The following is a 14,283-nucleotide window of genomic DNA, read 5'->3' on the forward strand; positions in this document are numbered from 1 at the left end:
ATGAATGCAGAAGACTCCTTGAAACTCGCTCGCCGGTTTATCGGGTTGCCCCTGGAAAAGCGCCAGATGTTCCTGGCTGCCCTGGCGAAAGAAGGGGTGGATTTTTCCCGGTTCCCGATTCCCGCAGGCGTCGAGGCCGAGGATCGGCAGGCGCTGTCTTATGCCCAGCAACGCATGTGGTTCCTCTGGCATCTGGACCCGCAAAGCGGCGCCTACAACCTGCCGGCGGCGGTGCGCCTGACCGGTCGCCTGAACCAGGCCGCGCTGGAGCAAGCCTTCGCCAGCCTGATCGAACGTCACGAAACCCTGCGCACGGTGTTCCAGCAGCAGCCCGACGACAGCCTGCTGCAAGTGCCGCTGCAACAACCGCTGGACATCCAGCGCATCGACCTCAGCGATTTGCCCGCCGCCGAACGTGAAACCCGTGTGGCTGCTGCCGCGCAGGAGCAATCGCTGCTGCCGTTCGACCTGGCCAACGGCCCGCTGCTGCGGGTACGCCTGTTGCAACTGGCCGAGCAGGAACATGTGTTGCTGCTGACGCTGCACCACATCGTCTCCGATGGCTGGTCGATGAACGTGCTGATCGACGAATTCTGCCGTTTCTACGACGCTCACGATCAGGGCCGCACTGCCGAACTGCCGCCGCTGGCGGTGCAATACAGCGACTACGCCCTGTGGCAGCGCCGCTGGCTGGAGGCCGGCGAACAGCAGCGTCAACTCGATTACTGGCTGGCGCAAATGGGCGACGAACACCCGGTGCTGGAATTGCCGGTGGATCACCCGCGCCCGATGCTGCCGAGCAATCAGGGCCAGCGTCTGGAAAGCGTGGTGGACGCCGCACTGGTCGATCAATTGCGCGGCATCGCCCGTCAGCACGGGGTGACGCTGTTCATGCTGTTGCTCGGTACCTTCAATATTCTGCTGCACCGTTACACCGGTCAGACCGACCTGCGCGTCGGCGTGCCGATCGCCAATCGCAACCGCCGGGAAATCGAAGGGCTGATCGGCTTCTTCGTCAACACCCAAGTGCTGCGCGTCGAACTGGACGGCCAGACCTCGATCGCCGATCTGCTGCGTGATCTCAAGGAAACCGCCCTCGGCGCGCAGGCCCATCAGGACTTGCCGTTCGAACGTCTGGTCGAGGCGCTGAAACTGGAGCGCAGCCTGAGTTACAACCCGCTGTTCCAGGTGATGTACAACCACCAGCCGGAAGTCGCTGATGTCACCACGCTCAAGGTCGGCAGCGGTCTGGAGCTGGGCGTCATCGAGTGGGAAAGCCGCAGCACCCAGTTCGATCTGAGCCTGGACACCTACGAGAAGGGCGGGCAACTGCACGCGGCGTTCACCTACGCCACGGATCTGTTCGAGCCTGAAACCATCGAGCGCATGGCGCGCCACTGGACGAACTTGCTGCGCAGCCTCGTCAGCGATCCGCAGCAGCGTGTCGGTGACATCGCGCTGCTGGAAACGGCCGAGCTGGAACAACTGACTCAGAAGTGGGGCCGCCACGATACCCAATGGCCGAGCGAGCGTCCGGTGCATCAGCTGTTCGAAGCCCAGGCCGAGCTGACACCGGATGCCGTCGCGCTGATTTTCGACGGCCAGCGCCTGACTTACGCACAGCTCAACGCCCGGGCCAATCGCCTGGCGCGCACGTTGCTGGCGCAAGGTGTCGGCCCGGACGTGCTGGTGGGCGTGGCGGTGGATCGCGGACTGGAACTGATCGTCGCCATCCTTGCCGTGCTCAAGGCCGGCGGCGCTTATGTGCCGCTGGACCCGCAATACCCGCGTGATCGCCTGCTGTGCATGATCGAAGACAGCGGCAGCCGCTTGCTGCTGACCCAAAGCCATTTGCTCGACCGTCTGCCGGTGCCGCAGAACGTACAGAGCCTGTGCCTGGATCAGGCCGAAGTCTGGGCCCACACCGACGAAAGCAACCTGCAACGCGCCGTGTGGGCCGATAACCTCGCCTACGTGATGTTCACCTCGGGCTCCACCGGTCGCCCGAAAGGCGTCGGCATCAGCCACGGTGCCCTGAGCAAGCATGCGTTCGCCTCGCAGCATTATTACGGTCTGAGCGCCGCCGACTGCGCACTGCAATTCGCGACCTTCAACTTCGATGCGTTCGGCGAGCAGCTGTTTGGCCCGCTGACCTGCGGCGCCTCGGTGGTGCTGCGCGGCAACGAAGTGTGGGACAGCGAAACCCTGTACCGGAACATTGTTGAACACGGCATCACGGTCATGGACCTGACCACCGCTTACTGGAACATGATCGCCAAGGAATTCGCCGCCGCCGGCCCGCGTGATTACGCGGCGCTGCGTCAGGTGCACAGCGGCGGTGAAGCGATGCCGCCGGAAGGCGTGCAGGCGTGGCGTCAGGCCGGGCTCGAGCACGTCAAGTTGCTCAACACCTATGGCCCGACCGAAGCCACCGTCACCGCGACCACCCTCGATTGCAGCGACTACGTGTTCGGTCGCCAGCCGTTGCCGTTGACGATGCCAATCGGTCAACCGTTGCCGGGCCGTCACACTTATCTGCTGGACGCTGACGGCCAGCCGACCCCGGTCGGTGTAGTCGGTGAACTGCTGATCGGTGGTGAATTGCTCGCGCGCGGTTACTTCCAGCGGGCCGATCTGACTGCCGAACGTTTCATTCCCGATCCGTTTTCCAGCAGCGGCGCGCGTCTGTATCGCACCGGCGACCTGGCGCGTTACAACGCCCTCGGCCAGATCGAATACGTCGGCCGCGTTGACCATCAAGTGAAGATCCGTGGTTTCCGTATCGAGCTGGGCGAAGTCGAAGCGCGCCTGCTGGAACTGAACGACGTCAGCGAAGCCGTGGTGCTGGCGGTGCAGGGCGGCAGCAGCCTGCAACTGGTGGCCTACGTGGTGCCGAAGCTGGCGTCGGTGGTTGCAGCGAACGCCGATGAACAAGGCGCGGCGCGTGAAGCGATCAAGGCGCAGCTCAAGGACAGCCTGCCGGACTACATGGTGCCGACGCAGCTGTTGTTCCTCGCCGAACTGCCCCTGAGCCCGAACGGCAAACTGGACCGCAAGGCCTTGCCGGCGCCGGACGCCAGCCAGATGCAGCAGGCGTTCGTCGCGCCGCGCAGCGAGCTGGAGCAGAAGATCGCCGGCATCTGGCAGGATGTGCTCAAGCTCGATCAGGTCGGCCTCACCGATAACTTCTTCGAGCTGGGCGGCGACTCGATCATCTCGATTCAGGTGGTCAGCCGCTCGCGTCAGGCCGGCATTCATTTCAGCCCCCGCGACCTGTTCCAGCACCAGACCGTGCAAGGTCTGGCCAGCGTGGCGCAGCAGGGCAGCGGTGGCGTAAGCATCGATCAGGGCCCGGTCACTGGCGAGCTGCCGTTGCTGCCGATCCAGCAAGTGTTCTTCGAAGACCCGATTCCCCAGCGTCACCACTGGAACCAGGCGGTGCTGCTGCGCAGCCATCAAACCCTGAACGCCGAGGCACTGTTGCAAGCGCTGAACGCGTTGATCGCGCATCACGACGGCCTGCGTTCGCGCTTCGTCGAAAGCACTGAAGGCTGGCGTGCCGAAGTCGCGCCAATTGCGCACGATCCGGAACTGTTGTGGACCGCCGACAAGCTGGCCGACAGCGAACTGCAAGCGCTGTACGCCAAGGCCCAGCAAAGCCTGAACCTGCAAAACGGCCCGCTGCTGCGCGCGGTGCTGGCGACCGTTGCCGATGGCAGTCAGCGTCTGCTGCTGGCCGTGCATCACCTCGTGGTGGACGGTGTTTCGTGGCGGATTCTGCTGGAAGACCTGCAACTGGCTTATCAACAGGCTGCGCAAAAAACTGCAATCAAACTGCCGGCGAAAACCAGTGCCTACAAGGCCTGGGGCGAGCATCTGCAAGCCTATGCCGCGACCGATGCGTTGCAGGCTGAACTCGGATTCTGGAAGCAACAACTCGACGGCGCGGCACTGGATCTGCCGTGCGACAACCCGCAGGGCAGTCTGCAAAGCCGTCACGCACTGGTGCTGCACAGCCGCCTCGACAAGACCTTCACCCAGCAATTGCTGCAACAGGCCCCGGCCGCTTACCGCACGCAGGTCAACGATCTGTTGCTGACCGCGCTGGCGCGGGTCATCAGTCGCTGGACCGGCCACGCCGACACCTTGATCCAGCTGGAAGGCCACGGCCGCGAAGACCTGTTCGACGACGTCGACCTGACCCGCACCGTCGGCTGGTTCACCAGCCTGTTCCCGGTGCGCCTGACCCCGGCGGATTCCGTTGCGGCAGCGATCAAGCAGATCAAGGAACAACTGCGCGCGATCCCGAACAAGGGCATCGGTTTCGGCGTGCTACGCCATCTCGGCGACGCATCCACCCAGGCCAGCCTCAAGGCGCTGGCCATGCCGCGCATCACCTTCAACTACCTCGGTCAGTTCGACGGCAGCTTCGATGCCGAAGACGGTGCGCTGTTCAGCCCGGCCGGTGAAAGCGCCGGGCTCGAGCAAAGCCTCGACGCGCCGCTGGACAACTGGCTGGGCGTCGAAGGTCAGGTCTACGACGGCGAACTCGACCTGCGCTGGACCTTCAGCCGCGAGCAGTTCAACGAGGCGACCATCGCCCGTCTGGCCGAAGATTACGAACGTGAACTCCAGGCGCTGATCAGCCATTGCTGCGACGCGAGCTCGATGGGCGTGACGCCGTCGGACTTCCCGCTGGCGCACATCGATCAGGCGCAACTGGACGCGATCCCGGTGCCGGCCGCCGGCATCGAAGACATCTATCCGCTGTCGCCGATGCAGCAGGGCATGCTGTTCCACACCTTGTACGAACAGGGCACCGGCACTTACATCAACCAGTTGTGCGTCGATGTCGACGGCCTCGATCCCGAGCGTTTCCGCGCGGCGTGGCAAGCGACCATGGACGCCCACGACATCCTGCGCAGCGGCTTTATCTGGCAGGGCGAATTGCAGGAACAACTGCAAATCATCCATCGCCAACTGGCGCTGCCGTACACGCTGCTCGACTGGCGCGAGCGCAGCGACATCGCCCAGGCCCTCAAGGATTTCACCGCCGCCGATCTTGCCGAAGGGTTCGACCTGACCCAGGCCGGGCTGCTGCGCGTGACCCTGATCCGCATCAGCGATAACCGTCATCACCTGATCTTCACCAACCACCACATCCTGATGGACGGCTGGAGCAGCGCGCAGATGCTCGGCGAAGTCCTGCAACGTTATGCCGGCCAGCAACCACCGCGTCCGGTCAGCCGTTACTCGGATTACATCCAGTGGCTGCAACGTCAGGACGCGGCGGTCAGCGAAGCGTTCTGGCTGCAACAACTGGCGGACTTCCACGAGCCGACCGTGCTGGCGCAAGCCGCTGCCGGCGGTGGCGAGGTGCGCAGCGAAGTCGGTCATCTGCTCAAGCATTACGACCTCGATGCGTCGCGCACCCGTCGTTTGAACGCGTTTGCCCGTGAGCAGAAAGTCACCGTCAACACCTTGGTGCAAGCCGCGTGGCTGTTGCTGTTGCAGCGCTACACCGGCAGCGCCTGCGTGGCGTTCGGCACCACCGTGGCCGGGCGTCCGGCGGAACTGGTGGGGATCGAGCAGCAGGTCGGTCTGTTCATCAACACCTTGCCGGTGATCGCCGGCAGTCGTCCGGACCAGACCGTGGCCGCGTGGCTGGCGGCGGTGCAGGCGCAGAACCTGTCGCTGCGCGAGTTCGAACACACGCCGCTGGCGAGCATTCAGCGCTGGGCCGGGCAGGGCGGCGAGTCGCTGTTCGACACGCTGCTGGTGTTCGAGAACTTCCCGATTTCCGAAGCGCTGCAACACGGCACCGCCCAAGGGGTGGTGTTCGGCGAAGTCGCCAACCAGGATCAGACCCACTATCCGCTGACCCTCGGCGTGACGCTGGGCGAAACCCTGGCGCTGCACATGAGCTTCGACCAGGCGCATTTCAGCGTCGCCACCGTCGAGCGTTTGAGCGCGCAGTTGCTGCATCTGCTGGAACAGTTCGCCGAATCCGCCGAGCGTCGTCTCGGTGAAATCGCCCTGGCCACGGTCGACGAACACGCGCGGCAACAGGCGCAGAACCATCCGCAGGCGTATCCGACCGATATTGCCGTGCATCAGCGCTACGCCCGCTTGGCCGCGCAGCAACCGGATCGCACCGCGGTCATTTTCGATGGCAAGCATTACAGCTACGGCGAACTGGATGCCCGGGCCAACCGTCTGGCCCATGAACTGGTGGCCCGTGGCGTGCGCGCCGAAGTTCGGGTCGGCGTGGCGATGCCGCGCGGCGAAGGCCTGATCGTTGCCTTGCTGGCGGTGCTCAAGGCCGGCGGCGCCTATGTGCCGCTGGACACCAGCTACCCGCGCGAGCGTCTGGCGTACCTGATGCAGGATTCCGGTCTGGCGTTATTGCTGACCGATTCCCGTGTGTCGGCACAACTGCCGATCGACGACGCCATGAGCGTGCTGGAACTGGATCGCCTCGACCTCAGCCGCCATTCGGCGCAGGCGCCGGTGGTGACGATCGATCCGGACAATCTGGCCTACGTGATCTACACCTCCGGTTCCACCGGCAATCCGAAAGGCGTCAGCGTCACCCACGGGCCGCTGGCAATGCACTGCCTGGCCATCGGTGAGCGCTATGAAATGCGCGACAGCGATTGCGAATTCCACTTCATGTCGTTCGCCTTCGACGGCGCCCATGAGCGTTGGCTGACAAGCCTGACCCACGGCGGCTCGCTGCTGATCCGCGACGACAGCCTGTGGACGCCGGAGCAAACCTACAACGCGATGATCGAGCACGGCGTGACCGTGGTCGCGTTCCCGCCGGTGTACCTGCAACAACTGGCCGAGCACGCCGAACGCGTGGGCAATCCGCCGAAGGTGCGCATCTACTGCTTCGGCGGCGATGCGGTGCCGAACGCGAGTTTCGAGCGAGTCAAACGTGCGCTGAACCCGGAATACATCATCAACGGCTACGGCCCGACCGAAACCGTGGTCACGCCGCTGATCTGGAAGGCCGGTCGCGATGTGCCGTGCGGCGCCGCGTATGCACCGATCGGCAGCCGCATCGGCGACCGCAGCGCCTACGTGCTCGACGCCGATCTGAACCTGTTGCCGCAAGGCATGGCCGGCGAGCTGTATCTGGGTGGCAGCGGCGTGGCCCGTGGTTACCTGAATCGTCCGGCGATGACCGCCGAGCGCTTTGTCGCGGACCCGTTCAGCGCAACCGGTGGCGTGCTGTACCGCACCGGCGACCTGGTGCGCCAGCGTGCCGACGGCACCTTCGATTATTTGGAACGCATCGACAACCAGGTGAAGATCCGTGGTTTCCGTATCGAACTGGGCGAGATCGAAGCCAGCCTGCAAGCGCTCGACGGCGTGCGCGAAGCGGTGGTCGTGGCCCAGGAAAGCGCCGGCAGCAAACGGCTGGTGGCGTACGTGGTCGGCGACTCGCAACAGGCGGATTTCGCCGAGCAACTGCGGGCGCAACTCAAGGCCAGCCTGCCGGCGCACATGGTCCCGGCCTACGTGCTGACCCTTGAGCGCATGCCGCTGACGCCGAACGGCAAACTCGATCGCAAGAACCTGCCCAAGCCTGATGTCAGCCAATTGCAGCAATCTTATGTGGCGCCGCAAAGCGCGCTTGAGCAGCAACTGGCAACCATCTGGCAGGACGTGCTGAAGCTGGAACGCGTCGGCCTGACCGACAACTTCTTCGAGCTGGGTGGCGATTCGATCATCTCGATCCAGGTGGTCAGCCGCGCCCGTCAGGCCGGGTTGCGCTTCACGCCGAAAGACCTGTTCCAGCACCAGACCATTCAGGCACTGGCCAATGTGGTGCAGACCGGCGAGCCGGTGCAGCAGATCGATCAGCGCCCGGTGACCGGTGAAACCGCGTTGCTGCCGATTCATCAGTGGTTCTTCGCCCAGCCGATTCCCGATCGTCATCACTGGAACCAGTCGGTAATGCTCAAAACGGCGCAGCCGTTGGACGCGGTTGTGCTTGAGCAGGCACTGGATGCGCTGGTCGTGCATCACGACAGCCTGCGCCTGGACTTCGCCGAGCAAACGCAGGGCTGGACGGCGCAGTACCGTGACGTTGAAACCCAGGCCGGTGAAACCGTGCTGTGGCAAGTCGAGGTCGCCGATCTGGCGGCGCTTGAGGTGGTGGGTAATCAGGCTCAGCGCAGCCTGCAACTGAGCGGCGGTTCGCTGATCCGTGCGGTGCTGGCGAACCTGGCCGATGGCAGCCAGCGCCTGTTGCTGGCGGTTCATCACCTGGTGGTGGATGGCGTGTCGTGGCGGATTCTGTTCGAAGACCTTCAAAGCGCTTACCGACAGATCCAGTCGGGGGCGGCCGTGCAGCTGCCGGCCAAGACCAGCGCCGTGAAAGCCTGGACCGAAGCGTTGCAGGACTACGCCGGCAGTGCGCCGCTGCAAGCCGAACTGAGCTTCTGGCAGCAACAACTGCAAGGCGCGTCGAACGCATTGCCGTGCGACAACCCGCAGGGCGGCCAGCAACATTGCCAGGCGCTGGCGATTCGCACGCCGCTGGACAAGACCCTGACCCGCCAATTGCTGCAAGAGGCCCCGGCGGCCTATCGCACCCAGGTCAACGATTTGCTGTTGACCGCCCTGGCGCGGGTGATGGTGCGCTGGACCGGTGACGACAATGTGCTGGTGCAACTGGAAGGGCACGGTCGTGAAGACCTGTTCGACCACGTCGACCTGACCCGCACCGTGGGCTGGTTCACCAGCCTGTTCCCGGCAAAACTGACCCCGACCGCTGACCTCGGCGCCTCGCTGAAACAGATCAAGGAACAGCTGCGGGCGATCCCGAACAAAGGCATCGGTTTTGGTGCGCTGGCGCACCTGGGTGACGACCACGCCCGGGCCACCCTGCAAGCGCTGCCGACGCCGCGCCTGACCTTCAACTATCTGGGCCAGTTCGACGGCAGTTTCGATGCCGGCGATGAAGCGCTGTTCGTGCCGACCAGCGAATCCGGCGGCGAAGAAGTGAATATGCAAGGCCCGCTGGGCAGCCCGCTGGCCCTCGATGGCAAGGTGTTCAACGGCGAGCTGGACCTGAGCTGGACCTTCAGCCGCGAGATGTTCGAACCGGCGACCATCCAGCGTCTGGCTGACGATTACCTGCAAGAGCTGACCGCGCTGATCGCCCATTGCTGCGACAGCGCCAACCGTGGCGTGACCCCGTCGGACTTCCCGCTGGCGACCCTGACCCAGGCCCAACTCGACGTGCTGGCACCACAGCCGCAGACCATCGACGACATCTACCCGCTGTCGCCGATGCAGCAGGGCATGCTGTTCCACACCTTGCTCGAACACGGCAACGGCGACTACATCAACCAGATGCGTCTGGACGTCGATGGCGTCGACCCGCAGCGTTTCCGCGCCGCGTGGCAAGCGGTGGTGGATGCCCATGACATCCTGCGTACCGGTTTCGTCTGGCAGGGCGATCTGGAGCAGCCGGTGCAAGTGGTGCAGCGTCAGCTCGACGTGCCGTTCCGCGTACTCGACTGGAACGGCCAGCCCGACCTCGATGCCGCGCTGAAAAAACTTGCCGATGAAGAACGTGCCCAAGGCCTAGATCTGACCCGCGCACCGTTGCTGCGGCTGGTGCTGGTACGCATCGCTGAAAACCGTCATCACCTGATCTACACCAACCATCACATCCTGATGGATGGCTGGAGCAGCGCGCAGTTGCTCGGCGAAGTGTTGCAGCATTACAGCGGCGAAGCGGTGCCGCGTCCGACCGGGCGTTACCGCGATTACATCGCCTGGCTGCAGCGTCAGGACGCCGCGACCGCTGAAGCCTACTGGCTGGCAGCACTGGGCAATCTGCAAGAGCCGACGCGTCTGGCCGATGCCATTGCGCGGCCGAATGCCGGTCTGCCGAGCGTCGGTTATGGCGATCATTTCCAGGTGCTCGATGCCGGTCTGACTCAGCGTCTGGGCGAGTTTGCCCGGGCCTCGAAAGTCACCGTCAACACGTTGGTGCAAGCCGCCTGGCTGCTGCTGTTGCAGCGCTACACCGGCAAGGATTGCGTGGCGTTCGGCGCCACCGTCGCCGGGCGTCCGGCGGATCTGCCGGGGGCCGAGCAGCAGGTCGGTCTGTTCATCAACACCTTGCCGGTGATCGCCGCGCCACAAGCGCAGCAGAGCCTGGCCAGCTGGCTGCAAGGCGTGCAGGCGCAGAACCTGGCGCTGCGCGAGTTCGAGCACACGCCGCTGGCGCAGATCCAGCGCTGGGCCGGGCAGGGCGGTGACGCGCTGTTCGACAGCCTGATGGTGTTCGAGAACTACCCGATTGCCGAGGCATTGGAGCAAGGCGCGCCGCAGGGCTTGCGATTCGGTCCGGTGGAGAACCACGAGCAGACCAACTATCCGTTGACCCTGCTGGTGCATCTGGGCGCCGAACTGTCGGTGCACTTCAGCTACCAGCACGACCGTTTTGCCGACGTCTGCGTGGCGCAACTCGGCGCGCATTTGCAGCGTTTGCTTGAGCAGATGACCGAGGCGGGCGAGCGTTCGCTCAGCCAATTGCGTCTGATCGAAACGGCGCCGGTTGCCACCGATTTCGTCACCGAATTGTGCATCCACCAGCGCATCGCCCGTCAGGTCGCCGCGACCCCGGATGCACTGGCCGTGACCTTCGCCGACACGCAACTGACCTACGCCGAACTGGACGCCCGGGCCAACCCTCTGGCGCACAAACTGATCGAACTCGGCGTGGGCCCGGAAGTGCGGGTGGGCGTGGCGTTGCCGCGTTCCGAGCAGTTGCTGATTGCACTGCTGGCGGTGCTCAAGGCTGGCGGCGCCTACGTGCCGCTGGACCCGGATTACCCGGCCGACCGCTTGGCCTACATGCTCGAAGACAGCCGCGCACGAGTGCTGCTGACTGAGCAAGAACTGGCGGCAACACTGACCGTGCCGTCCGACACGCAAGTGTTGTTGCTGGATCAGATCGTGCTGGATGCCTATTCGGCTCAGGCACCGCAAACCGCCGTGACCCCGGACAACCTCGCCTACGTGATCTACACCTCCGGTTCCACCGGCAAGCCGAAAGGCGTGGCGATTGCCCATCGCAACGTCATGGCGTTGATCGACTGGTCGGCGAAGGTCTACCGCCGCGAAGACATTCAAGGCGTGCTGGCCTCGACCTCGGTGTGCTTCGACCTGTCGGTGTGGGAGCTGTTTGTGACCCTGGCCAACGGCGGTTCGCTGATCATCGCCCGCAACGCGCTGGAACTGCCGCAACTACCGGCCCGCGATCAGGTGCGCCTGATCAACACCGTGCCGTCGGCGATCAACGCGTTGCAGCGCGCCGGGCAGATTCCGCCGGGTGTGCGGATCATCAACCTGGCGGGCGAGCCGCTCAAGCAAGGGCTGGTGGACGCGCTTTATCAGCAGTCGACGGTCGAGCATGTCTACGACCTGTACGGCCCGTCGGAAGACACCACTTACTCGACCTGGACCCGCCGCACCGCCGGTGGTCAGGCGCGTATTGGTCGGGCGCTGGATCACTCCGGCAGTCACTTGCTCGATGCCGATCTGCAAGCGGTGCCGCACGGCGTGTCGGCCGAGTTGTACCTGTCCGGTGCCGGTGTCACTCGCGGTTACCTGGGCAAAGCGGCGATGACCGCCGAGAAGTTCGTGCCCAATCCGTTCGCCCGCAACGGCGAGCGTCTCTACCGCACCGGCGACTTGATTCGTCAGCGCGAGGACGGCGAGTTGGAGTACATGGGCCGGATCGACCATCAGGTGAAAATCCGTGGTTTCCGTATCGAACTCGGCGAAATCGAAGCGCGACTGCTGGCGCAACCGGGCATCAGCGAGGCGGCCGTGCTGGCTGTCGAGGCCGAGGGCGGCGCGCAACTGGTGGCCTACGTGGTCGCTCCACAACTGGACGTGTACGACGGTGAAGCGCAGCGCCAACTGCGCGACGGACTAAAGACTGGCCTCAAGTCTTCGTTACCTGACTACATGATTCCCGCGCACCTGCTGTTCCTTGAGCAGTTGCCCCTGACCCCCAACGGCAAGCTCGACCGCAAGGCGCTGCCGGCGGTGGATGCCAGCCAGATGCAGGCCGCGTATGTCGCGCCGCAATCGGAGCTCGAGCAACAGGTCGCGGCAATCTGGCAGCAAGTGCTCACCGTGGAACGCATCGGTCTGAACGATCACTTCTTCGAACTCGGCGGGCACTCGCTGCTGGCGGTCAATGTCGTGTCGCGCATCGCCCTGGAACTGGGCCTGACGCTGACGCCGCAACTGCTATTCCAGCACCCCGTCCTGAGCGACTTTGTCGCTCACCTCCATACAGGAGGCGGGGCAATCAACGAACAGAAACTGAACAAGCTGGAAGCCCTGCTTGACGATATGGAGGAGTTCTGATGGACACGAGTGTTGCTTTGAGGATTGCCAAGCGCTTTATCACTCTGCCGCTGGACAAACGTAAGCTCTACCTGGAAAAGATGCTCGAAGAGGGCGTCTCGCCGGCCAACCTGCCGATTCCGGAAACTCGCTCAAGCTTCGAGGCGATCCCGCTGTCCTACGCCCAGGAACGCCAGTTGTTCCTGTGGCAGATGGACCCGCACAGCACCGCGTACCACATTCCCAGCGCCCTGCGGTTGAAGGGCCGGCTGGATGTCGCGGCGCTGGAGCGCAGTTTCAACGCCGTGGTCGCCCGCCACGAAAGCCTGCGCACCACGTTCGTCGAGCAGGGTGAAACCTTCTGCCAGAAGGTTCACGCGCAGATGCCGTTGAGCATCACGGTCGAGACGCTGGCGTCCGGTCTGGACGCCGACGCTGCGATCAAGGCTTTCGTCGAACAGGAAACCGCGCGTCCGTTCAATCTGCAACAGGGCCCGTTGCTGCGGGTGTCGTTGCTCAAGGTCGGCGAAGACGACCACGTGCTGGCGCTGATCCAGCACCACATCATCTCCGATGGCTGGTCGATGCAAGTGCTGGTCGGCGAGCTGATCAAGCATTACGCCGCCGACACCAGCGGTCAGTCCCTGAGCCTGCCGCCGCTGGACGTGCAATACGCCGACTACGCGATCTGGCAGCGCCACTGGCTGGAGGCCGGCGAGCGTGAGCGGCAGCTGAAGTACTGGATCGACACCCTCGGCGGCGAACAGCCGGTGCTGGAGTTGCCGATCGATCATCCGCGCCCGGCGGTGCAAAGCTTCCGTGGCGCGCGCCTCGATCTGAACCTGCCGACCGCACTGGGCGATGCCCTCAAGCAACTGGCCCAGCGCGAGGGCGCGAGCCTGTTCATGGTGCTGCTGGCATCGTTCCAGGCTTTGCTGCACCGCTACAGCGGCCAGTCACAGATCCGCGTCGGTGTGCCGACCGCCAACCGTAACCGGGTGGAAACCGAAGGCCTGATCGGCTTCTTCGTCAACACCCAGGTGCTGAGCGCGGACGTCCACGGGCAACTGCCGTTCAATCAATTGCTGGCCCAGGTCAAGCAATCGGCGATGGCCGCCCAGGCCCATCAGGATCTGCCGTTCGAGCAACTGATCGAAGCCCTGCAACCGGAACGCAGCCTGAGCCACAGCCCGGTGTTCCAGGTGATGTACAACCACCAGGCGGTCAACGACCAGACCCAGCGTCAGAGCCAGGTGCAACTGCCGCAACTGAGCGTCGAGGACATCGTCTGGGAAGGCCGCACTGCGCAGTTCGACCTGACCCTCGGCACCTACGAATCCAGCGAAGGCGTGGCGGCGGAACTGACTTACGCCACCGACCTGTTCAAGCCCGAAACCATCGAGCGTCTGGCACGCCACTGGCTGAACCTGCTGCACGGCATCGTTGCCGCGCCGAGCCAGCGTGTCGGCGAACTACCGCTGCTGGAAACCACCGAACATCAAGTGTTGTTGCAGGACTGGAAGCGCGTGGTCGATCACGCCGCGCCGGCGCCGTGCGTGCAGCAACGCATCGCCCTGCAAGCCGGGAAAACGCCTGACGCCACCGCGCTGATCATCGGCGAGGACGTGTTGACTTACGGCGAGTTGAACGCCCGCGCCAACCAGCTCGCGCACAAGCTGATCGAACTGGGCGTCGGCCCGGATCGACTGGTCGGCATCGCGGTCGAGCGCAGCGTCGAAATGATCGTCGGCCTGCTGGCGATCCTCAAGGCCGGCGGCGCTTATGTGCCGCTGGACCCGGCGTATCCGGAAGATCGTCTGGCCTACATGATCGAGGACAGCGGCATTGAATTGCTGCTGACCCAGTCGCACTTGCAGACGCTGCTGCCGATCC

Annotated in this window: 2 protein-coding genes (1 of these 2 only partly in view); both read left to right on the plus strand. The window is 64.3% G+C overall.

The window, feature by feature from the left end; translation table 11 throughout:
- Complete coding sequence (locus tag PMI24_RS18005) at nt 1–12,411, plus strand: non-ribosomal peptide synthetase (RefSeq protein ID WP_007956354.1); 12,411 nt, start codon at nt 1–3, stop codon at nt 12,409–12,411.
- On the plus strand, nt 12,411–14,283 hold the 5' portion of the coding sequence (locus PMI24_RS18010; RefSeq protein WP_007956356.1) for a non-ribosomal peptide synthase/polyketide synthase. 11,675 nt of this gene lie beyond the right edge of the window; the window shows 1,873 of its 13,548 coding nt (coding positions 1–1,873); the start codon lies at nt 12,411–12,413; the stop codon falls past the right edge of the window. Before PMI24_RS18005 ends, PMI24_RS18010 begins: the two co-directional genes overlap by 1 nt.

The organism is Pseudomonas sp. GM25, assembly GCF_000282255.1.
Classification (GTDB): domain Bacteria; phylum Pseudomonadota; class Gammaproteobacteria; order Pseudomonadales; family Pseudomonadaceae; genus Aquipseudomonas; species Aquipseudomonas aphyarum.

Coding starts and splice junctions, on each gene's coding strand:
- PMI24_RS18005 (WP_007956354.1), top strand. CDS start 1: ATGAATGCAGAAGACTCCTTGAAACTCGCTCGCCGGTTTATCGGGTTG.